We start from the raw sequence: 23,786 nt of genomic DNA, 5'->3' as shown, positions 1-23,786 counted from the left end.
AATGTAAACGATATTTGACACAATTAAAAAGAGATTTTCAATACTTTTTATGCCAACCAAAACCAAAGTTTAAGCCTAATCCAAAATAATTAACCTCTCCCAAGCTTCCAAATAATTTAACTCCAAAACTTCTTCCAAAAGACGTTGGTTGTCCTACAGGAATTATTCCATAAAAGACTCGAATTCTTTTCTTTCTAGCTTTAAAAATATTAAAGTTTAATTCAAAAGGAATAGCCATATGGGATTTTCTAAATCTAATTTTATCTCCATCAACATAATGTGAATATTTCAATAAATTGGTAGACAAACCTGCCGACAAACTCAAAGCAGACCCACTAAAAACAAATCGTTTCCCATAAAGTAATGCAAACTCATTCATAGAATCTCCTCCTGTATATCTTGGGAAAATTAATATGGCAGCAAATCCAGCTTCACGATTTTCTTCAGCAATATAAGTTGTTCTAAACGTAAATAAATCTTTATTTATTTGATAATTTACATCAAAACCTAGAGTCAAACCACTTACTTCATTACTACTACCTCCTACACCAATCATGAAATTTCCATAAATTATTGGATTTGATTCAGATCGTGCTGATTCTTCTACATTTTGAGCTAAACATAAACTCACACAAAAGAATACTAAAATAAAATTATAGTGCTTTTTCATTGCTTTTATACCAAATCTAACAAAAAAACATGTCCAAATTTCATTTGGACAGTTAAGAGTTAAAGAATAAAAAACTTAATGGTTATTTTTGCACACAAATTGAAACACTTTATGTCAACACATCCAAAACGATATACAATTACAGCAGCTTTACCATACACTAATGGTCCAATTCATATTGGCCACTTAGCTGGTGTGTATGTGCCTGCAGATATTTACGCACGCTACAAAAGATTAACTGGTAATGATGTGGCTTTCATTTGCGGAAGCGATGAACATGGTGTGCCAATTACTATTAAAGCAAAAAAGGAAGGTGTTACACCTCAAGATATCGTTGATAAATATCATGCGATAATCAAAAAATCGTTTGTTGACTTCGGAATAACCTTTGACAACTACTCACGTACCTCTGCAAAAATTCATCATGATACTGCACAAGAATTTTTTAAAACCCTTAATGATAAAGGTGAATTCATTGAAGAAGTTACAGAGCAATTATATGATGAAGAAGCTAACCAGTTTTTAGCAGATCGTTTTGTAACAGGAACGTGTCCAAAATGTGGAAACGAAGAAGCTTATGGTGATCAATGTGAAAATTGCGGTTCTAGTTTAAATGCAACAGATTTGATCAACCCGAAATCTGCAATTACAGGTAATGTACCTACATTAAAAGAAACAAAACACTGGTTTTTACCACTTGATAAACACGAAGCCTTTTTAAGAGAATGGATTTTAAAAGGTCATAAAAAAGACTGGAAACCTAATGTTTACGGACAAGTAAAATCATGGCTAGACGACGGGTTACGTCCAAGAGCAGTGACGCGTGATCTCGATTGGGGAATTCCTGTTCCTGCTCCAGGAGGCGAAGGCAAAGTGCTTTATGTTTGGTTTGATGCACCTATTGGTTACATCTCTGCAACCAAAGAATGGGCTGCAAGAGAAGGTAAAGATTGGGAACCATACTGGAAAGACGAAGACACTAAACTCGTTCATTTTATTGGTAAAGATAATATCGTATTTCACTGTATTATTTTCCCGTCAATGCTAAAAGCTGAAGGGTCTTATATTTTACCAGACAACGTGCCAGCCAATGAGTTTTTAAACTTAGAAGGTAACAAACTATCGACGTCTAAAAACTGGGCTGTTTGGTTACCAGATTATTTAGAAGACTTCCCAAACCAGCAGGATGTGTTGCGATATGCATTGACTGCAAATGCACCAGAATCTAAGGATAATGATTTCACTTGGAAAGATTTCCAGGCAAGAAACAATAATGAGTTGGTAGCAATCTTCGGAAACTTTATAAATCGAGTTGTCGTCCTTACCAATAAATATTACGAAGGTGTTGTACCTGAAGCTTCAGAATTTTCTAAAATTGACAACGAAACATTGGCTGCAATAAAAGCCTATCCAGCCGTTATTGAAAGTTCTATTGAACGTTACCGTTTTAGAGAAGCAAGTCAAGAATTGATGAACTTAGCACGTTTAGGTAATAAGTACTTAGCAGATGAAGAACCTTGGAAACTCATCAAAACAGATGAAGTTCGTACAAAAACGATCATGTTCGTCGCACTCCAAATTGCTAGCGCTTTAGCAACATTGAGTGAACCGTTTTTACCATTTACTTCGGAAAAACTAAAAGGGATACTTTGTCATTCCGCACTTGATGCGGAATCTACTTGGAGCGATATTTCAACCAAAGACATCTTAATCTCATCAGGTCATCAAATAGGAAAAGGCGAATTGTTATTCTCAAAAATTGAAGATAAAGCTATGGATGAGCAATTAGAAAAATTAGCAGCTAGTAAAAGAGCAAACGAAGCAGCTAATAAAGTTATCGAGCCACAAAAAGACATCATAACGTTTGAAGATTTCACGAAGCTTGATCTACGAGTTGGAACTATTCTCGAAGCAGAAAAAATGCCTAAAACTAAAAAGCTTTTAATTTTAAAAGTAGATACAGGAATTGATACAAGAACTATTGTGTCTGGTATTGCAGAAAGCTTCACTGCAGAAGAAGTAGTTGGCAAACAAGTTACTGTTTTAGTCAACTTAGCTCCAAGAGCATTGCGAGGTGTTGAAAGTGAAGGGATGATTTTAATGACCGAAACTCCTGAAGGTAAATTGGTTTTTGTAAATCCTGATACTGCTGTTAAAAGTGGGTTGCAGATTAGTTAATTTTATTTGGTCTAATTTTTGAATAATTTTAAAGAAACTTAAATAACATGAAATTATTTACACTAAATATCTTTGCAATTCTTGTATTAGCTACAAGTTGTAATTCAACTAAAAAAGAGAATACTACAAGCTCAGATGATATTAAAACAGAGGTAGTGATTACTGATAACGAAACACCTTTTAAAGATACTAAATGGAAATTAGTAACATTTATGGGTAACGATGTGAGTGATAAAAACGCATTTATTACGTTCTCTTCAAAAGACAATAAGGTTTATGGTAATGCAAGCTGTAACAGTTTTAATGGCTCATATAAACTAGGTGATGGTTTTAGAGTTTCGCTATCAAAAATAGCTACAACTTTAATGGCTTGTCCAGATATGTCTACTGAAACTGCTTTTTTAGAAATTCTTGAAAAAGTGGATAATTACTCATTAAACGGAACCAAAATGACACTTAATAAAGCTAGAATGGCTCCTTATGCTGTTTTTGAAGCTGATAAATAAAAACATATTACATATTTAAGAACCTCTCAGTTGAATACTGAGAGGTTTTTATTTTTCAAATTCTTACTAAAGGTTACTTACTATTTCAAATGAAGTAACAATTAAATGATTTGCATCATTCAAGACATTGTACCATGATTACCTTAGCTTAAACTAAAAAAATAATCATGAAACAATTAATAGCAATCTGTTTCGCAGTGTGTTTATTATCCTGTGGAGCAACAAAAACAGTTAAAACTTCAAAAAAAGTCATAAAAGGGAATTGGACTCTAAGCAACATTACCTATAGTAAAACGGGAGCGTATAATGTAACATTATTTAATGATGCAAGTAAAGATTGCTTTGAAGGTAGTAATTGGCAATTTATCCCAAATAATAACACTGGTATTTATACAATTACTAAAAGTGATTGCACTACAGGAGGACGTTACTTCAATTTCACTATTCAAGAAGTTGACGAAGCAACAGGATATTATAATTTTCTTTTAAAACCTACAAATGAAAAAGGAAAATCTGAAACCAACGCTGGTTTTCGTCTCTATTTAACCTCATTAACAGATTCTCAGATGCAATGGCAACAAACCGTCGATGTTGATGGTGTCCCATTTATAATTAATATAAACTTTACAAAAACCCAATAATTATGAAAACATATATAAATAAGATAGCAGTAATTGGTTTTACCATTGTTTTAACAATGAGTATGATTAGTTGTAAGGCTGTAAAAAACTCTAATAATAAACAAAAAGGAACTGTAATTGGAACCACAGGTGGAGCAATTCTAGGAGCCATAATTGGAAATAACGTCGGAAAAGGTGGTAATGGAGAACTTGGTGCTGTCATTGGTGGTGTCGTTGGTGGTACAGCAGGTATTCTTATTGGTAATAAAATGGATAAACAAGCTCAAAAAATCGAGGAGGAAATTCCTGGAGCCGTAGTAGAACGTGTTGATGATGGTATTGTCGTTACATTTGATGAAAATAGTGGTGTTTATTTTGCTACAGACAAATCAAATATAAATTCTGCATCACAAGTAACACTAGATAAATTAGCTGATATATTTGTAGAATATCCAAACACCAATATTTTGGTTGTAGGTCATACAGATAGTGTTGGAACAGAAGATTACAATATGAATTTATCTAAAAATAGAGCGTATTCTGTAACAAATTACTTAATAAACAAAGGTTTATCTAACGGAAGATTTAACACGAATTGGTTTGGAGAATCACAACCAAAATATGATAATAATACTGCAGATGGCAGAGCAAAAAACAGACGTGTAAATGTTGCCATTGTTCCAAATCAAACTATGATAGACCAAGCACAGCAACAAGCAAATCAAAATTAAAAATTCTTTTAAAATCATTCGGCAATTAACGCTGAGTTAAATATATTACCGACCTTATACAAAACACGTATAAGGTCTTTTTTTATGATAACATATATACAAGAAAACACTAAGCTACCAAAAGACAGTATCGTCAACACTGTTAATTTATTAAATCAAGATTGTACGATTCCTTTTATTTCTAGATACAGAAAAGAAGCCACAGGGAATTTAGACGAAGTTCAAATTGGAGATATTGTAAAATATAAAGAACAATTTGAAGCTTTAGAAAAACGAAAAACGACCATTTTAAAAGCACTTGAAGAACAAGGTGTTTTAACTGCGGAATTAAAAACAAAAGTAAACGCTTGTAAAGACAGTATAACTCTAGAAGATTTATATCTACCTTATAAAAAAAGCCGAAAGACAAAAGCGGAAACCGCTCGCCTAAACGGATTAGAACCGCTTGCAAAAATCATTATGTCACAAAATAATAATGATTTAGAATCTACTGCACAACGCTACGTAAAAGGTGTTATTTCTTCTTCGGAAGATGCTCTAGAAGGCGCAAGACATATTATCTCAGAATGGATTAACGAACGGTCAGATATTAGATCCAATCTTAGAAATCAATTAGAGCGTCATGCCATGATTTCAACTAAGGTTGTTAAGTCTAAAATTTCCGAAGAAGGTGCACAAAAATTTAGAGATTATTTTGAATGGGAAGAAGCATTGAGTCGTATTCCGTCGCACAGATTACTCGCCATTTTACGAGCTGAAAACGAAGGTTTTATTCGCGTAAAAATTGACATTGATAACGAACGTGCTTTAGATTACATAGATCGTAAACTTATCAAAAGTCAAAATGCATGTGCAGATCAAATAGAATTGGCCATTTCAGATGCATATAAGCGTTTATTATTCCCATCATTAAGTAATGAAGCGCTTCAAAAAGCAAAAGACAAAGCAGATGAAGCTGCAATCTCCATATTCGCCAAAAACTTAAAGCAATTATTACTTGGTTCTCCTTTAGGAGAAAAACGTGTTTTGGCCATAGATCCTGGATTTAGATCTGGTTGCAAAGTGGTGTGTTTAGATGAAAAAGGCGATTTAAAACATAACGAAAACATTTATCCGCATGCTCCAAAAAACGATCAGATTGGAGCCATGAAAAAAATTAGTTTTTTGACCGAAGCGCATAAAATAGAAGCTATCGCCATTGGAAACGGAACTGCATCAAGAGAAACCGAAGCGTTGGTTAGAAAAATTAGATTCAATAGAGATATTCAAGTCTTTGTAGTTAGTGAAGCAGGAGCTAGTATTTATTCGGCATCAAAAATTGCGCGAGATGAATTCCCTAATTATGATGTTACTGTTCGAGGATCTGTTTCTATTGGACGACGTTTACAAGATCCTTTGGCTGAGTTAGTAAAGATAGATGCGAAGTCTATTGGAGTTGGTCAATACCAACATGATGTAGACCAAAGTAAACTTAAAAAAGAATTGGATGTGGTTGTCGAAAACTGTGTAAACTCAGTTGGTGTTAATATCAATACTGCTAGTCACAGTTTATTAAGTTATGTCTCAGGAATTGGATCAAAACTCGCCGAAAACATTGTGAATTACAGAAGTGAAAAAGGTGCATTCTTATCACGAAAAGATATTAAAAAAGTACCAAGACTTGGTGACAAAGCTTTTGAGCAAGGCGCAGGATTTTTGAGGATTAAGGATGGTAAAAATCCGTTAGATGACTCTGCTGTACACCCAGAAAGCTATCCAATTATTCAACAAATGGCAAAAGATGCTAGTGTTTCAATTTCCGAATTAATAGGAAATAAAACACTCCTTCAAAAGGTGAATTTAAAAAACTACGTTACAAATACAGTTGGATTACTCACCCTAGAAGACATTGTAAAAGAACTAGAAAAACCAGGTTTAGATATTAGAGAACAAGCAAAAGTATTTACGTTTAATCAAAATATCAAAACCATTAATGACTTAAGTGAAGGTCAATTATTACCTGGTATTGTCAATAATATTACAGCTTTTGGGTGTTTCGTGGACGTTGGAATTAAAGAAAGTGGTTTGATTCATGTGTCTAATTTATCAGACAGTTTTGTGAAAGATGTTAATGAACATGTGCATTTGCATCAGCAAATTGTTGTAAAAGTTTTAGATGTTGATGTGGCTAGAAAACGAATTCAGTTAAAATTACACAACAAATAACCTTATTAGAATAAGAATAGCTTCCTATTTTGAAAGGAATAACAAAATTGTGCTCGAAATAACCTTATATCATAATATAAAAGCTTCCTTCATTTTAAATTAGCAATTATAAATATGAAGATGTTTTGATATTCAACTGTACCCTAATTAGTTGTTTGAAAAAAAAAAAAATAGAATAATAAATTACAATTTAAAATAAGTTTTATTAAACATTTAGCGATTTTAATGATTGAATTTTAGATAATTCATAAAAATAAAATACTATTCACAAACAATATTGAATTTATTGTGGGAAAATTGTACATTATTCCACTAACCAATACTTAATTTAAATATGAAAAAAACTACTTCTTTAAAATTATCAAAACAACTTGCAAAGTATGGCGCTTTAACAGCAGCTATTGTAGGTGTTAATGACGCTAGTGGACAATCTATTATCTATAATGATATTGCTGATTTTACAGGTGGTGTTGGAGATACATTTCTTATCGATATTGACAATAATGGAACTAATGATTTCCAAATTAGACATAATGGAAGTTCAAATTTATACATTGATCCATTAACTGCAAGTAATGATGTTTTGGGTTCTGGTGGAGCTACTTTTGCCTATCCATTTGCGCTTAGTAATGGAGCGACGATATCTAATGGTGCTGGATCTTGGTTTAATAATGGATTTTCAGGCGGTTTTCAATCCTTAAATTATGGATCTTGTAGCTTTGGTAACTGGTGTAGCATAACAGACGGGTTTTTAGGACTTAGGTTTAACATTTCAGGTAGCATACATTATGGTTGGGCTCGTCTTGATATTGATGCTTTTGGTGATGTATGGACTATTAAAGATTTTGCTTATCATGATACTGCTGATACAGCACTTAATGCAGGACAAGAAACTTTATCTGTTGGCACAAGTGTAATAGAGGACATTAAAATCGTAGCTCTAAACAAAAGTATAGGATTGTACAATTTATCAGATGCTACTAATTATCGATTAGTAAATATGGCAGGAAAACAAATTTTAGATGGTGAAACTACAGGTTCTAGTTTTGTTATTGAAGCAAACGCTATAGCAAACGGTATTTATATTATAGAATTAACTGATCCAAATTCGAAAGCAGTAATTAGAAAGAAACTTGTATTATAATTATTGATACAGTTTAAAATAATTTAAAAAGCGTTTACACAGTGTAAACGCTTTTTGTTTTAATTCTTGTTACGATACAATGTTTTATCAACACAAGATTTCATGAGATCTTGATTCATTTCTTTACCAATGAATGATACCACTTTTTCAATGGTAGTATTTGTATCGTTTAACGCGTCTTTATAATTTACATAAATTAATTCTACGCTAGGCTCCTTGTCTTTCCATGTTTCAACTTGACTTAAATGTCTTTGATACGTATTAAATAATTTTACAGGAAATGTTTCTGCATCTTTACCTATCATTTTTTGTTGCGATTTTACCACTTCATTTAAATCTCGATTCATGAAAATAACTTTATAACGATATTTAGGATCTAGAAATTTAAGCAAAGGAGCTACAACTTTAAGGGATTTATTTTGCGCTTTATTTAACCAACTATTATCATTATGCAAAGCCATAACAGGGTCATATTCAAAATAGCCTTTGGGATTTGACTCATCAGCTTGTCTGTTAGCATCTGACAAAGCTTTAAGCCCTCCTTTATCTAGCATTTGCATCATTAAAGAGGTTCCTGATCTTGGTAATCCAGAAACGATCACAATTTGATCTTTTCTGTATTTAAAATCACTTTTATCTCTAAACTCAATAGGCGTATTTATTTTCTCTTGAATGTTTTCTATCGCTTTTTCTGCACGATAATGCGTTTTTGGTTTTAATTTAGCTGCTGTTTCATAGGCTTTTTGTGCATTTTCTATGTCACCTAATTTTTCAAGCGCTTCTCCTAACGTATAATGTGCTTCTGGAAAATATTTAATTAACTCAATAGCTGTGAATGCATGATCTGCAGCTTCTTCATAGTCTTTAATTCGAATTAAAACAACAGCTAGTGCTTGATGATACCTAGCATTATCAATTTCAAACTTTAAAGCATTTTCAAAAGCTTCTTTAGCTTCTTCAAAACGATTTAACCTTGTGTAAATTTTTCCTATTTGAAACCATACTTCTCCATTAGGCTTATTGTTTTTTGCTTTAACTAAAAGATTTAAAGCTTCTTGTGTTTTATTTTTACCTAATAAAATTTTAGCTTCAGAAAAATACATGTTAATCTCAAACTTTTTGTCGCGTGTTCTTAGCTCATTGAGATATGTTTCAGCTTTATTAAAATCTTGTTCTTCTAAACTAATTGATAACAAGTCCATAAAATATGGAATGATATCTACAGGCTCTTTTTCTTGTATAAGTTCTAATAGTATAGGCTTAGCCTTTTTATAATCCCTTTTACCGAGATAAACACGAGCCAAATTATGTTTTAAATCACATTTAGTTTTTAAAATAGAGACTTCAATTTTTTCATCTGGGCGCTCGATATAACCTAAATCAATTAGTTGTTGCATGGCTTCTTGATCATTTAATTGATCATGATTATTTGCATTTTTATGTTCTCCAAAATCACCTTCAACATTTTCCCAACTCTCTATAAATTGAGGAGGTTTAACCTCTTCAAAAATATCTAAAGCAATTTTACCATCCATATCTTTACCAATGGGTAAATCAAACATATGTAGAATAGTAGGAGCAACATCAACTAAGCCTAATCCAAAAATCTTTTCGTTCTTTTTAATATTAGGTCCAGCGGCAACAAACATTCCAAATTGCCTATGTTCTAAAGAAGGTGCTGCTTGGTATTTTGGCATTTTAAGAATTCGTTTATTACCAGACTCATAACCATGATCAGACATTACAATAACAGTTGTGTCATCATCAACCAAATCTAACATTCTCCCTAACATCATATCTTGAAAACGATAAGCACTAAAAATACAATCATTATATATTTCAAATAAATCTTGAGGAATTGGTGCTAATTTAGGTGGATGAAATTTCATAAATGCATGGCAAAAATGGTCTATAAAATCAAAATATACACCCATAAAATCCCATTCTGTTGTACGCATTAAATTGGTGGCAGCAGCATGCAAAGAGACGTTTTCAGCCATAACTTTAGCAAATGTTTGTAAACCTTGATCTTTTTCTTGATTAATTTTTAAAGCATTTGGTATGAAAGGTAAAATATGGGCTTCTGTTATTTCAGAAGGGTGTAAGCGTAAATCATGTAGATCTTTAACTAACTTACTTGGATGAATTGTGCCATCAACAATAGGACTTTTAACATTTGGATTTATATTAACTTTTTGAAATTTATCTGTGACGATAACACCATTTATAGGTTCTGCAGGAAAACTAGGCCACCAACCCACTAAATTACTTTTTAAACCTTGATTGTGAAAAATATTCCAGAGCGCTCTTGATTTTCTGGATGAAACCGTTACTGGTCTTATACCTTTCATATCAGGCATCAACTCTAAAAAACCTAGTACACCATGCTTATCTGGTGTTTTGCCTGTAGCAACAGTAGACCAAAGCATTGGTGAGTAAGGTGGATTCATTGTCGCCATATTACCATAAACACCTTTATCAATAAGCTTTTTTAATGCAGGCATTTGTCCTTTAGCTAACAAAGGTCCTATAATTTTCCAGTCTGCAGCATCCCAACCTATTAAAAGTACTTTATTCTTTTTCTTCATCTTTTCTTTTTTGTTGTGCTTCCTTTTTCACTTCACGCCATGCTCTCAAACCAATATCTCCTAAAGCCAAAAGCCCAAGAGATCCTTTTTCGGTTATCTCAATAGATTTATTTTCTAATTCTTCACTCATATTTTTAATGTTGGTAAGCCTAAAAATAGTATAATTCTAAGACGTACATTTACACTTTGAAGTTTTTAAATATAAAATGCTCAAAATAGCCCTTCATCCTATTTACAAATACCCATTACCAGAAGGTCATCGTTTCCCAATGCTCAAATATGAATTGCTACCGCAACAACTTCTATATGAAGGTACTTGCTCAAAAAACAATTTCTTTGAACCAGAAATCCCAAGTGATAAACATATTTTGAGAGTTCATACACAAGATTATTTTCAAAACTTGAAACAGTTAACTTTAGATAAACGTGCTGCTCGAAAAATAGGCTTTCCGTTAAGCAATATTCTCGTTGAACGTGAAGTCATTATTGCTGATGGTACTATAAAAGCCAGTGAATTTGCATTACAAAATGGCATAGCAATGAATATAGCAGGAGGTACACATCATGCCTACACTAATAGAGGTGAAGCATTTTGTTTATTAAACGATCAAGCTATTGGAGCTAGATATCTTCAGCAGAAAAAATTAGCAGATAAAATCTTAATCGTTGATTTAGATGTACATCAAGGTAATGGAACTGCAGAGATTTTCAAAAACGATAATTCAGTATTTACGTTTTCTATGCATGGAAAGAACAATTATCCATTTAAAAAGGAAATTAGTGATTTAGATATCGCTCTAGAAAATGACGCTAATGATGAAACCTATTTAAATTTACTTTATAAAACGCTTCCCAAGTTAATAAAACAAGAACAGCCTGACTTCATTTATTATCTATGTGGTGTTGATGTTATTGCAACAGATAAATTAGGAAAATTAGGCATGACTATTGATGGTTATAAACAACGAGATCAATTTGTATTAGAGACTTGTAAGACCAATAAAACCCCTGTAATGTGCTGTATGGGTGGAGGTTATTCTCCAGACATTAAAACTATTATCAATGCACATGCTAACACATTTAGATTGGCTCAAGATTTATTTTACTAAGAAAGTTAATTTTTAACTAAACATTATTTAATTACTTGTAAGAAAATAGAACGATTTAAAGTAAATTTATGTTCACTATCAACCATCTAACTATGAAAAATTCTACTTTTCAAAAACATAATAGTGTTTTATTAGTCTTTTTTAGTCTCGTTTTTCTCTTCGGAAATTCTCAAACACCAAATGAGGATGTGCTTTTTGAAGCTTATAAAAACTACTCAAAACTTCCACGAGAGACTGCTTATGGTCACCTCAACAAATCCACATTAATCAAAGGGGAAAGTTTAGGGTTCTCAATTTATCTTTTTGATAAGTACACCAAAAAATCGTCTATACAGACCAAAAACGTGTATTGCACTATTCAAAATAGATCTGGCAAAGTCTTAAAAAAACAAATGATTTTAGCAGAGAATGGTGTGGCTTCTGGGATCATTGAAATTGATAGTTTATTTACATCGGGAAATTACGTTTTTAAAGCCTACACCAATTGGATGCGAAATTTTGAAGAGCAAAATTTTTATGTACAGCACATTAAAGTCATAAATCCAGATGAAGACTCTTTTATTGAAGCTGATGATGACGAACTTTTTGATTTAGACGCACAATTTTTACCAGAAGGAGGTCATTTATTGCTCAACGCTAAAAATACCGTTGGAGTGGTAATAAAAGATGATTACGGGTTTGGAGTACCACTTTTAAAAGGCAAAGTTCTCGACAGTAATCGCAATGAAATTACCAATTTTGAAACCAATATACACGGAATTTCAAAATTTGAATTCACACCTCTAGCAAGAACGGTTTACACAGTTACACTTAGTGATGAAGAGCAAACAGAAATCACATTAGATATTGGAGACTCTAGAGGTGTAAATATGACACTTCAGGATTTAAATGATAAAGTGGCTTTGGTATTTAGAACCAATGCAAATACATTACCTGAGATTGCTAACAAAACCTTTAAACTCACTGTTGGTGATGGCAGTCAACTAAATGCATCTGACATAACATTTAAAGATAATACAGAAATTAAAGCGTTTGTTAGCCATCAAGATTTTACAACTGGAATAAATATTATTACCCTTTTTGACGAGAACAATACACCTGTTCTAGAACGTTTATATTTTAAACATGATGGCATTAATTCTTTAGTAACTGGAGTGCCAAGTGTAGAGAAATTAAATGACTCTTTGATGATATCCATCCCATCTGCATCTATTAACTCAAAGCTGTTTAACAATTTAAGTATTTCGGTGTTACCTTCTGGAACAAAATCGTATAACCATCATCATAATATCTTTTCTTATACATTTTTACAACCTTATGTTAAAGGCCGTATTGAAAATGCGAGATATTATTACACCAATGTAGATAGAAAAAAGAAGGCTGAATTAGATAATTTATTAATGACTCAAGGCTGGAGTAGTTATGACTGGACTACAATTTTTAATAATCCACCTACCAATCAATATGAATTTGAAGATGGTATCTCCATAAATGCAAATTTAAACAACACAAAAGGCGATACATTTTTAATTTACCCATTACAAAATTCTCCTACTGTAACTGCAACCGTTAAAAATGGAGAAAACAGTTTTTCTGCAAGAGGATTTTTACCTCTAGAAAATGAATCATTAAAAATCGGAATGCTTGACAAACAAAATCGTGTACATAAACCTAATCTTTATGTCCAATTTTCTCCTATGGTAATCCCAAATTTAGAACACAATTACGCTTCATTAAATTATAAAAACAATAGTACCTTTAGATATGATGCTTCACTGCCATTACTGGATGAATCGTGGAATAAAATTGAAACACTAGACACAGTTTTATTATCTGCCAATAAAGAAAAAGAGCGCATTGAGAAAATTAAACGCTTAAATCATGGCACACTTACTGTTTTTAATGATTTACAGAGACAAACTGCTAAAGATTTCCCTACGTTCCTTTCTAGTAAGGGTTATGTGATAACTAGAAATCTATATGATCCAAGAGCTATAACTATAAAAAACAGTAAACGTACAACCCTGACTGAAGGAGATTCTAGAACTCCAATAATTTATTTAAACGATCAAATAGTTTATGACACTAGCATACTATTAGATATTGATATGCGCACATTAGATTATGTGATTATTAACCAATCTGGATTGGGTGAAGGTAATAGAGGATCTGATGGCGCTATAAAAATAAACCAATTATATGCTTGCAACCAAAGACAATTTTGTTTCTAGAGATTCTAGTCAAGTATTAAAATTTCCGCAGTCATTCTCTGTCTCAAAAAAATTTTACACACCAACCTATTCATCTTATTTAAATGATTTTTATCAAAATTATGGTGTTATTGATTGGTTTCCGAAATGTAACAGTAGTGACAATGGCATCCTCAAATTCAAAATATTAGACACCAAGAATAAAGACATAAAACTTTTTATTGAAGGGATTGCTAACGATGGTGCTTATGTTTCCGAAGAAAAGATCATGACTATTAACTAAAAACAACCGTATTATGAAAAACTCTACTTTTCAAAAATTCAACTGTGTATTATTAATCCTTTTTAGTCTTGTTTATTTCTACGGAAACTCTCAAAACTCGAATGAGGATGTGCTTTTTGAAGCCTATAAAAACTACTCAAAACTTCCACGAGAGACTGCTTATGGTCACCTCAACAAATCCACATTAATCAAAGGGGAAAGTTTGGGGTTCTCTATTTATTTGTTTGATAAGTACACGAAAAAATCGTCTACACACACAAAAAACGTGTATTGTACGATTCAAAATAGATCTGGTAAAATCTTGAAGAAGAAAATGATTTTAGCAGAAAATGGTGTGGCTTCAGGAATCTTTGAAATTGATAGCTTATTTAAATCTGGCAATTACGTTTTTAAAGCTTATACCAATTGGATGCGAAATTTTGAAGAGCAAAATTTTTATGTGCAGCATATCAAAGTCATAAATCCAGATGAAGACTCTTTTATTGAAGTTGATGATGAAGAGCTTTTTGATTTAGATGCCCAATTTTTACCAGAAGGTGGTCATTTATTGCTCAATACTAAAAATACAGTTGGAGTGATAATAAAAGATGATTACGGGTTTGGAGTACCACTTTTAAAAGGTAAAGTTTTAGATAGTAATGGTGATGAAGTCACCAACTTTGAAACCAACTTATTAGGAATTTCAAAGTTTGAATTCACTCCTCTAGCAAGAACGGTTTATACCGTTGAGCTTAGTGATGAAGAACAAACAGAAATCACATTAGATATGGGAGAATCTAAAGGTGTAAATATGACGCTTCAGGATTTAAATGATAAAATAGCTTTAGTCTTTAGAACTAATCCAAACACCTTACCTGAGATTGCAAATAAAACATTTAAACTCACTATTGGCAATGGTAGCCATCTAAATGTGTCTGATATTATTTTCAAAGACAACACAGAAATTAAGGCGTTTGTTAGTCATCAAGATTTTACAACAGGAATAAATATCATTACACTTTTTGATGAGAACAACAAACCTGTTTTAGAACGTTTATATTTTAAACATGATGGCATTAATGCTTTGGTCACAGGAGTGCCAAGTGTTGAAAAATTAAATGACTCTTTGATGATTTCTATACCTTCTGCCTCTATTAACTCTAAGTTGTTTAACAATTTAAGTATTTCGGTTTTACCTTCTGGAACAAAATCATACAACCATCATCACAACATATTATCTTATACATTTTTACAGCCTTATGTTAAAGGTCGTATTGAAAATGCGAGATATTATTTTACCAATGTAGATAGAAAAAAGAAGGCTGAATTAGATAATTTATTAATGACTCAAGGTTGGAGTAGTTATGATTGGACTACAATTTTTAATAATCCACCTACTAATCAATATGAATTTGAAGATGGTGTCTCCATAAATGCGAATTTAAATAATACAGAAGGTGATAAATTTTTAACCTATCCTTTACAAAATTCTCCAACTGTGACAGTAACACTAAAGGATGGTGAGCGCAATTTTTCTGCAAGAGGGTTTTTACCTCTAGAAAATGAAGCATTAAAAATTGGTATGATTGATAAACAAAATCGTGTTTTTAGGCCCAACTTATATGTTCAATTTTCTCCAATCGAAATACCAAATCTAGAATACAAATACACGTCATTAAATTATAAAAATAATAGTGCATTTAGGTATGATGCATCGCTTCCTATACTAGATCAATCATGGAATAAGATTGAAACATTAGATACCATATTATTAACAGCTAATAAAGAAAAAGAGCGCATAGAGAAAATAAAACGTTTTAATCATGGTCGAATTGATTTTTTTACAAATGAACAAAGATTAAACATTACTGATTTCTCAGCATATATAAATACAAAAGGTTTTTTATCAAGAATTGTATACCCTCCTCTTGAACACCCATATTTAAAAATTGAATCCCTTAGAGTTAAAACCCTAAATAGTAGTACTGATCCATTAATTTATATTGATAATATGCCTGTTACAGATTTTGACCTGTTACTTAGTTTTGATATGTCTTCAGTAGATTACATAATAATAGACAAACAAGGTTTTAATGAAGGTATGAGAGGTGGAAATGGTGTTATCAAAATTGTAACCAATCCACATTTAAAAACTGCACAATTTAGTAATGATAAAGCACGTACTCAAACCATTAAATTCCCATTAACCTTCTCTGTCTCTAAGAAATTTTATACACCAACTTATTCATCTTATTTAAATGATTTTTATCAAAATTATGGTGTTATTGATTGGTTTCCGAAATGTAAAAGTAGTGACAATGGTATCCTTAAATTTAAAATATTAGATACCAAGAATAAAGAATTAAAACTCTTTATTGAAGGCATTGCTAATGATGGCGCTTACATTTCCGAAGAAAAAATAATTACGCTCAATTAAACCAATTTTTATTATTCATTTTTTAAAAGCGTGGTATGTTTATTGATGTTAAATTTTTAACAGAAACCTAACGCACTTTTAAATATCTACTATTATGACAAAACTGTACTCTACCTCTAAAATTACAAACTCTAAACTATTCATTCTATTATTTTGTTTACTCTGCTTTAATTCAATTATTGGACAAAATAAAACAGATATAGAATCTTCTTTTAATGACTATGTTAAACTTCCAAGAGAAGTGGCATATGCTCATCTCAACAAATCTCTCTATCTCTTAGATGAAACTATTGGGTTTAGTGTATATGTGTTTGATAAAAACAGTAAAACACATTCTAATGGAACCACTAACGTGTATTGTTCAATTGAGGATAGTAAAGGAAACATCTTAAACAAAACGCTTATTCTTGCTGAAAAAGGCGTGGCAAACGGAAGCTTTCAAATTGACAGTACCTATGCCTCTGGAAGCTACACTTTTAAGGCGTATACCAATTGGATGAAAAATTTTGATGAGCAAAATTTTTATCTACAAGACATTAAAATTATAAATACAGATGAAGAAAACGACCTTTCAACACGAATGGAAGCTCCTATTATAGATACTCAATTCTTGCCAGAAGGTGGTCATTTAATTTCAAATATTAAAAATGTAATTGGTGTTGTGATCAAGGATGATTCTGGTTACGGACTAAAAGAAGCAGAAGGCATCATTAAAGACTCAAATGGTGAACTCATCACCAATTTTAAAACCAATCAATTTGGTATTGGTAAATTCATTTTTATACCAGAAGAAGGAAAAGATTATACGGCAGAAATAACTTATAACGACCTAACATCTACTGTTAAAATTAAACCTGCAGAACGATCAGGCTTAAATTTAAGTCTTAATGATTTGGGTTCTAAAATTGCCTTAACAGTAAGAACAAATGCTAAAACAGTAAAAAATATTAGAGGTAAAAACTTCAAATTAATAATCCATAATGGAAGTATAATAAAGTCATTAGACATTAGCTTCACAGATGCTCAAGACATTACAAAATTAGTTAACCATAGTGACTTGTACTCTGGGATGAATATTTTTACGCTTTTTGATGAAAAAAATAAACCTTTATTAGAACGCCTTTACTTTAACCATGATGGTATTTCTATTATAAATTCTGAAAAGGAAAACATCACTAAAACCTCAGACTCAATAACGGTTTCTGTTCCATTTAAAACTATCAACGCTACAAATTTTCATAACTTAAGTGTTTCTGTGCTTCCATCTAGAACAACATCTTATGATACGGATCATAATATCTTATCATATACTTATTTGCAACCTTATGTAAAAGGGTATATTGAGAATGCACGTTATTATTTTACTGCAATTGATAGAAAGAAAAAATTTGAGCTCGATAATCTTTTATTAACTCAAGGCTGGAGTAGTTATGATTGGAATTCAATTTTTGATTATGAATCTGAAATAAAATACAATTTTGAAAAAGGAATTTCGGTTAATGCCAATGTCAATAAGTCTAAGAGCAATTCATTTATTATGTATCCTATGACACATAGTTCTACTCAAACTTTAGACGTCCCAGAAAATGAAAAAGGATTCAATATCGTAGGATTACTACCAATGGATGATGAAAAAATAGCATTTGGATCAATCGATAAAAAACAAGGTGTTGAAAAACCTAATCTTTATTTACAATTTACACCATCAACGATTCCTACAATAGATAATTTTGTAAAAACGCTACCATTAAAAGTAAAATCTATTTACGATTCAAAAATTGAAGAATCGATGTATAAAAACTCTATTTCTGATGCTCAAGAATTAGATGAAGTAGTTATTAATGCTCAAAAAGAAAAAGCAAGAGTTGATAAAATAGAACGTGTTCATCCCATAGGTAAGATTGATATATTTGATGAAAATGCTCGTAATAGATATATTGATTTCCCTTCATATATAAGCACAAAAGGATTTAGTGTAATTAAAGGCGCTAATTCATTAAGCATTACTCCATTAAGACGAATGACTTTAAACTCAAGTAACACTCCACTTATTTATCTAGATAATTTATTGTTATCTGAATTTAGCATCTTACTAAATCTAAATATGAGAGATATAGACTATATAGTTGTTGACAAATCTGGGTCTAGAGAAGGTATGAGAGGTGCTGCTGGTGTAATTAAAATATTTACAGATCCTAATTTAAAATTTGGAAAAGGTATACAAAAAGATATTTCACAAGAATCTCAAATCCCATTAACGTTTACATCACCAAAAACGTTTTATGCGCCTTTATATTCTAGTTATCGTAATGAATTCTTTAATAAATATGGTGTTATTGATTGGATTCCTACTGGAAAAATAGATAGCAATGGCTACTTTACTTTCAAGATTGCAGATAAAGGTATTGACCAAATAAAGTTGTTTATAGAAGGTACTGCTAATGAAGGAAGTTACATTTCCGAAGAAAAAATAATTACGCTCGATTAAGATAATGTGTACTTTTTTAAATAAGTATTGACAATAAGAAAAGGCTTCCGTTATGGAAGCCTTTTTTTATTCTGAATATCTAAATATTCTATTTACCTAACATCAATAATTCGTTGCAAATAATTTCTGTTGTGTAACGCTTAGTGCCATCTTTATCATCCCAAGAGCGGTTTGTTAATTTACCTTCAATTGCAATTTCTTTACCTTTTGTGATGAACTCTTCTACGACTTTTACAAGTCCGCCACGTACCACAATATTATGCCAATACGCTCGCTCTACTTTGTTACCGTCTTTGTCTTTGTAGCTATCATCTGTAGCTAAAGAGAATTTTGCCATTTTGTTTCCATCTTGAAAGTTAATGATTTCTGGATCTTGTCCTAATCTTCCAATCAACTGTACTTTGTTTCTTAATGTGTTCATGTGTTCTAAATTTTAATGTTAAACAGTTAATACTTTGTTCTGAATGTCTTTCAGAATCTTTTATCGTCGTGATGAATCATAATACTCATTTCTAAATTAGTTATCGTGACTAAAACGATTCAACACTGCAAATATGAGGTGACTTGCAAATGTTAGTCGGTAGTTACGTATTTAAATTCGTTTGTAAATGTTTGTAGTCGTTTGTTGTTGGTTAAAATTATTAGTATATTTTTGTACCTTCACCAGCAATGATGAAACTTATAAGCCATATTATTCCTATTACTAGGACTGTAAAATCAGAATTTTCTGGAACTCTAGAAATCACTTGGATTAACGGGAAAAAACATCTCAACACTAAAAATGCTAATTATAGTTATGGTGCTTTACAAGCAATATTAAAGTTTGGTTTAGAGAAAATTGATCTTAAAAAAGTGAATTCAGTATTACTTTTAGGTCTTGGTGGTGGAAGTGTTATTAAAACTTTGAGAGACGATTTCAAGTATCAAAAACACATTACTGCTGTAGATATTGATCCTGTAATGATTGACATTGCAAAATCTGAATATGATATACAAGAGACTTCAGAACTAAAAATAATTTGTAAAGATGCTCTTGAGTTTGTAAAACAGAAGACGCAACCCTATGATTTAATCATTATTGATTTATTTATTGATACTTCCATTCCGAAGGAATTTTTAACCCTAAATTTTTGGAATGATATCATACATTTAAAATCATCTAATGGTGAGATTTTATTTAATGCCTCTTTAGAAAAAGAAAAAAGCAACGAACTAAAAACGGTGATCCAATTTCTAAAGTCTAAAGTGTATCAAGTAGATATTTTTGAAAAGGTACATAATGTCAATACGGTTGTCATTACTAAATCATTATAAATGTATATCTTGTAACAACAAGCAATTTTAATTATGCAAAAAAAATGTCCTGAGTGTGGTGATAAAATAGTTGGAAGAATCGACAAGAAATTCTGTAGTGATGCTTGCCGAAATGCATACAATAACAACATTAATAAAGACAGTAAAAATCTTATAAGAAACACCAATAACCGTCTCAGAAAAAACTATCGTATTTTAGAAGAACTCAACCCAAATCAAAAGACAAAATCGTCTAGGGCAAAGCTTATAGAAAAGGGATTTGACTTTAATTACTTCACAAGTATCTATACAACTAAAGCTGGTACAATCTACTATTTTGTATATGATCAAGGCTATTTACCTTTAGAAGGAGATTATTATGCTTTGGTAAAAAGAGAAGGCTAACTTGTAACACTTTGATTGATTATAGGACTTATATCATATAACCACATCAACTATGGCCACACCTCTAATCATTTTTTTAATTATTTGTTTTATAGCAGTTATCATATTGCTAAGCTATTATTTTAGCGGAAAACAAGTCATTATAAGAACCTTATCTAAAATTCCTGTAAAACCAGCATCTAGTTTAAAAACGAATGAGCTTTCAAAAGTTATGGGTAAAGCATTACATGTTGAAGAACCTTTAAAAGCACCATATTCTGGTAGAAAATGTGTGTTTTATCAAATAAAAATTCAGAAAAAAGTAAGTAATGGTAAAAGTTCGCATTGGAAAACGATTGTTTCCGAAGAAAAATTTCAAGACTTTTTTATAGATACTAATGGTGATTTTGTGATTATAAAACCAAGTGACCATCCAAGAAATTTTATATGTCATTTAGTAAAAGATAAAAACCAATCGTCTGGAACTTTTAATGATCCAACACCAAAATTTGTAGCGCTTTTAAAACGCTATAATATAGAACCTGAAACCTTTTTTGGGTTCAACAAAACGTTGCGTTATCAAGAAGGTATTATTGAAATTGGAGAACGTATCACTGTGGCAGGAATTGCCAAATGGAAATCACTAAGTGAGCCATTACCAGAATATCCATATTCTAAAATTGCTACTTTAGAAAGTGACGCTAAACAAAAATTAATTATTACAGATATGCCTGAGGTTTTACCAAAACGAAACCTGAGATAGAGGTGTTATTTCCAATTCTGCCCTTTTAAATCTAATGCAGCTTTTAAAATATCTTTTTGGCTTATTTGCCCAACTAGTTTTCCGTTTTCTACAATTGGAAAACGTCTAATTCTAGACTCTAAAAACTTATTGGCTGCATCAAAAACATTCATGTTACCATCAATAGTTTCTACATTTTTTGCCATCCTTGTTTCAACAGTATGTTGTTCCATTGGTAAGTTATGATAACGACTTTCACTAATATCTTTTAGGCAATCACCTTCAGAAATGATACCAACCAATTCATTATTGGCATTCACCACTGGACCTCCAGAAATTTTATTTTTTATTAGTGATTGTATCACTTCATCTACCGATTGTTCTGGTTTAAACGTAATTAGATTGCGTGACATAAAATCACTCACTTTAAATGCATTTACCTCTGTTGTATTTTGCTGCTGCTTTCTAGCGCCTTGAAAACTTTTAATGCCCATAACCAATTTTTTTTGCGTGAACTTAAAGTTACTGAAAATTAGTGAACTAAACCAACACTTTAACTAATGCATTAATTTGTAAATTTGGAGACATTAAAAATCGTTTGTTTTGAATTCTAAAATTTGTGTTATTGGTTGTGGTTGGTTGGGATTCCCATTAGCTAAAACATTAATAGAACTTGGCAATACAGTTCACGGATCAACAACATCAAAAGACAAAATAAAAACTCTAGAAAAAGCAGGAATTATTCCGTTTTTAATTCATTTTACTTCGGAAGGTGTCACTGGAAATATCACATCTTGTCTAGAAAACTGCAAAACGTTAATCGTTAATATTCCTCCTGGTTTACGTAAAAATTCAGATAACGATTACGTGAAACAAATGACACATTTTGTGAATCATATTGAAAGTTCTTCAGTAGAAAACGTATTGTTTATTGGTTCTACTTCGGTTTATGATGATAGTGAGGATTTCCCTGTAATTAGAGAAGATTCTCTTACATCAAACTCTAAAACTGCTTTAAAATTATTAGAAGTCGAGGCACTCTTTCAGCAAAACAAAAATTTCAAAACTACCATTTTACGTTTTGGTGGTCTTTTTGGTGATGACAGGCATCCAGCTACCTATCTTTCAGGAAAAACAAACCTTAAAAATGGAGAAGCTCCTGTGAATTTAATTCATAGAGAAGATTGTGTGTCTATTATCATTTCCGTTGTAAAAAACAATATTTGGGACACTATAATTAACGCTTCTACGCCTTCGCATCCAACCAAAAAAGACTATTATACGTCAATTTGTAAAGCGCTTGAGCTACCAATTCCTGAGTTTGATAATACAACAACTAGTAAAGGAAAAATAATTGATTCTTCAAAATTGGTACAACTTTTGGATTATGAATACAAAGTAAAACTTTAATAATTAGCAGACATTTAACGAACTAACTTCAATTATTTTTTTAGTTTTGGCACAATTAATTTATGAAAACAATTAATACGAACACATGAAAAAAATTATTCTCCTTTTAGCAATCGTCACGACATGTAATGTGACTGCTCAAACAAAATCTGAACTTTTAAAACACTTTGAAGCTTACCATAAAGAAATGAAAGGTCAAGGTGATGTACAAGGTGTCATCAATGCGATGACTCATCTTAATGTGTTACAACCAAGTCCACAACGATTAGACACACTTGCCTATATTTATGTGTCTGAAGGTAGAAATCTCGAGGCATTAAATACCATTGGTATTGATAAAAACGCCAATGACTCTGATATTAATACAGAAGTTAAAGCCATCGCACTAAAAGCGCTTAATCAACCAAAACGTGCTGTCGTTTTTTACGAAGAGTTATTTAAAAGAAATGCAAATGCTTATTTAGCTTATGAAATTGCAGATTTAAAAACGCAATTACAAGATTTAGGTGGTGCAAAAGCGAGTGTAGATTACGGTTTAACAAATGTAAAACCAGATATGAAACGTGCGTTTTACGAATCTCAACAACCTTATGAAGTCTCTCTTAAAGGTGCTTTAACGTATATGAAAGCATTAATTGTTTTTAATATGAACCAAAACGATAATTTAGATCAAGCCATTGGTTTACTTGATGAAGCTATTGCTTTAGATGCTAATTTTAATTTAGCAAAAATTAGTAAGGATGCACTTGTGGCTAGAAGGACACCTAAAGATTAATACGCTCTTATAAATTATGCTTTGCATTGTCAAG

General features: G+C 31.5%; 21 protein-coding genes. 16 read left to right on the top strand and 5 right to left on the bottom strand.

What is annotated here, in order from left to right; all coding sequences use genetic code 11:
* Positions 1–37 precede the first annotated feature (37 nt).
* Positions 38–670 (bottom strand): hypothetical protein, encoded by a 633-nt coding sequence (locus WNY78_RS00450; RefSeq protein WP_342871207.1) that lies wholly within the window; start codon positions 668–670, stop codon positions 38–40.
* Between the two features lie 111 nt (positions 671–781).
* On the opposite strand from WNY78_RS00450, the gene metG reads away from it, so the two are divergent.
* The 6 genes from metG to WNY78_RS00420 all read left to right on the top strand — a co-directional run bounded on the left by metG (position 782) and on the right by WNY78_RS00420 (position 8,054).
* Positions 782–2,848, top strand: a complete 2,067-nt coding sequence (gene metG / locus WNY78_RS00445) for a methionine--tRNA ligase (protein WP_342871206.1) — start codon at positions 782–784, stop codon at positions 2,846–2,848.
* A 47-nt stretch (positions 2,849–2,895) separates the two neighbouring features.
* Positions 2,896–3,354 carry an META domain-containing protein gene (locus WNY78_RS00440; RefSeq protein ID WP_342871205.1) on the top strand — a complete coding sequence of 153 codons (459 nt, stop codon included), beginning with the start codon at positions 2,896–2,898 and terminating at the stop codon, positions 3,352–3,354.
* A gap of 167 nt (positions 3,355–3,521) precedes the next feature.
* Positions 3,522–3,995 (top strand): lipocalin family protein, encoded by a 474-nt coding sequence (locus WNY78_RS00435; RefSeq protein ID WP_342871204.1) that lies wholly within the window; start codon positions 3,522–3,524, stop codon positions 3,993–3,995.
* A gap of 2 nt (positions 3,996–3,997) precedes the next feature.
* Entirely contained in the window at positions 3,998–4,705 is a 708-nt protein-coding gene (locus tag WNY78_RS00430; RefSeq protein WP_342871203.1) for an OmpA family protein, read from the top strand.
* A gap of 84 nt (positions 4,706–4,789) precedes the next feature.
* A complete protein-coding gene (locus WNY78_RS00425; RefSeq protein WP_342871202.1) occupies positions 4,790–6,910 on the top strand; it encodes a Tex family protein in 2,121 nt (706 codons plus the stop codon).
* Positions 6,911–7,244: 334 nt separating this feature from the next.
* Positions 7,245–8,054 carry a T9SS type A sorting domain-containing protein gene (locus WNY78_RS00420; protein WP_342871201.1) on the top strand — a complete coding sequence of 270 codons (810 nt, stop codon included), beginning with the start codon at positions 7,245–7,247 and terminating at the stop codon, positions 8,052–8,054.
* A gap of 59 nt (positions 8,055–8,113) precedes the next feature.
* Here the strand turns inward: WNY78_RS00420 and WNY78_RS00415 are convergent, their stop codons facing one another.
* Positions 8,114–10,642, bottom strand: coding sequence for an alkaline phosphatase family protein (locus tag WNY78_RS00415; protein WP_342871200.1), 2,529 nt, complete (start codon positions 10,640–10,642; stop codon positions 8,114–8,116).
* Positions 10,626–10,772, bottom strand: a complete 147-nt coding sequence (locus WNY78_RS00410) for a hypothetical protein (protein ID WP_194506331.1) — start codon at positions 10,770–10,772, stop codon at positions 10,626–10,628. Before WNY78_RS00410 ends, WNY78_RS00415 begins: the two co-directional genes overlap by 17 nt.
* Positions 10,773–10,848: 76 nt before the next feature.
* On the opposite strand from WNY78_RS00410, the gene WNY78_RS00405 reads away from it, so the two are divergent.
* From WNY78_RS00405 to WNY78_RS00385, 5 genes are all read left to right on the top strand, one after another.
* The gene (locus WNY78_RS00405; protein WP_342871199.1) at positions 10,849–11,751 is read left to right on the top strand and encodes a histone deacetylase; all 903 of its coding nucleotides are present in this window, start codon (positions 10,849–10,851) and stop codon (positions 11,749–11,751) included.
* Positions 11,752–11,843: 92 nt separating this feature from the next.
* Positions 11,844–13,982 carry a hypothetical protein gene (locus tag WNY78_RS00400; RefSeq protein WP_342871198.1) on the top strand — a complete coding sequence of 713 codons (2,139 nt, stop codon included), beginning with the start codon at positions 11,844–11,846 and terminating at the stop codon, positions 13,980–13,982.
* Complete coding sequence (locus WNY78_RS00395) at positions 13,951–14,244, top strand: hypothetical protein (RefSeq protein WP_342871197.1); 294 nt, start codon at positions 13,951–13,953, stop codon at positions 14,242–14,244. Before WNY78_RS00400 ends, WNY78_RS00395 begins: the two co-directional genes overlap by 32 nt.
* A 13-nt stretch (positions 14,245–14,257) precedes the next feature.
* Complete coding sequence (locus WNY78_RS00390; RefSeq protein WP_342871196.1) at positions 14,258–16,660, top strand: hypothetical protein; 2,403 nt, start codon at positions 14,258–14,260, stop codon at positions 16,658–16,660.
* A 94-nt stretch (positions 16,661–16,754) separates the two neighbouring features.
* On the top strand, positions 16,755–19,148 hold the full coding sequence (locus WNY78_RS00385) for a hypothetical protein (protein ID WP_342871195.1): 2,394 nt from the start codon (positions 16,755–16,757) through the stop codon (positions 19,146–19,148).
* Positions 19,149–19,236: 88 nt separating this feature from the next.
* On the opposite strand, the gene ssb is transcribed toward WNY78_RS00385, so the two are convergent.
* On the bottom strand, positions 19,237–19,569 hold the full coding sequence (gene ssb / locus WNY78_RS00380) for a single-stranded DNA-binding protein (protein WP_342871194.1): 333 nt from the start codon (positions 19,567–19,569) through the stop codon (positions 19,237–19,239).
* A gap of 248 nt (positions 19,570–19,817) precedes the next feature.
* On the opposite strand from ssb, the gene WNY78_RS00375 reads away from it, so the two are divergent.
* From WNY78_RS00375 to WNY78_RS00365, 3 genes are read left to right on the top strand one after another with little or no spacing between them, the layout of a single operon-like run.
* A complete protein-coding gene (locus WNY78_RS00375; RefSeq protein WP_342871193.1) occupies positions 19,818–20,462 on the top strand; it encodes a fused MFS/spermidine synthase in 645 nt (214 codons plus the stop codon).
* A gap of 33 nt (positions 20,463–20,495) precedes the next feature.
* Positions 20,496–20,846, top strand: a complete 351-nt coding sequence (locus WNY78_RS00370; protein ID WP_342871192.1) for a hypothetical protein — start codon at positions 20,496–20,498, stop codon at positions 20,844–20,846.
* Positions 20,847–20,898: 52 nt separating this feature from the next.
* Positions 20,899–21,588 (top strand): DUF4898 domain-containing protein, encoded by a 690-nt coding sequence (locus WNY78_RS00365; protein WP_342871191.1) that lies wholly within the window; start codon positions 20,899–20,901, stop codon positions 21,586–21,588.
* A 5-nt stretch (positions 21,589–21,593) separates the two neighbouring features.
* Here WNY78_RS00365 and WNY78_RS00360 read toward each other — a convergent pair whose 3' ends face one another.
* Complete coding sequence (locus WNY78_RS00360) at positions 21,594–22,061, bottom strand: CBS domain-containing protein (RefSeq protein WP_342871190.1); 468 nt, start codon at positions 22,059–22,061, stop codon at positions 21,594–21,596.
* A gap of 109 nt (positions 22,062–22,170) precedes the next feature.
* Here WNY78_RS00360 and WNY78_RS00355 point away from each other — a divergent pair, with 109 nt between their 5' ends.
* The gene (locus tag WNY78_RS00355) at positions 22,171–22,977 is read left to right on the top strand and encodes an NAD(P)-binding domain-containing protein (RefSeq protein WP_342871189.1); all 807 of its coding nucleotides are present in this window, start codon (positions 22,171–22,173) and stop codon (positions 22,975–22,977) included.
* An 85-nt stretch (positions 22,978–23,062) separates the two neighbouring features.
* Positions 23,063–23,752: a hypothetical protein gene (locus WNY78_RS00350; RefSeq protein ID WP_342871188.1), complete on the top strand. Its 690-nt coding sequence runs from the start codon at positions 23,063–23,065 to the stop codon at positions 23,750–23,752.
* Positions 23,753–23,786: the final 34 nt, after the last annotated feature.

The organism is Psychroserpens sp. AS72 (assembly GCF_038900375.1).
Classification (GTDB): Bacteria; Bacteroidota; Bacteroidia; order Flavobacteriales; family Flavobacteriaceae; genus Psychroserpens.
Note: the sequence above shows the minus strand (reverse complement) of the source record. Positions and strands in the feature narration are given on the sequence as shown.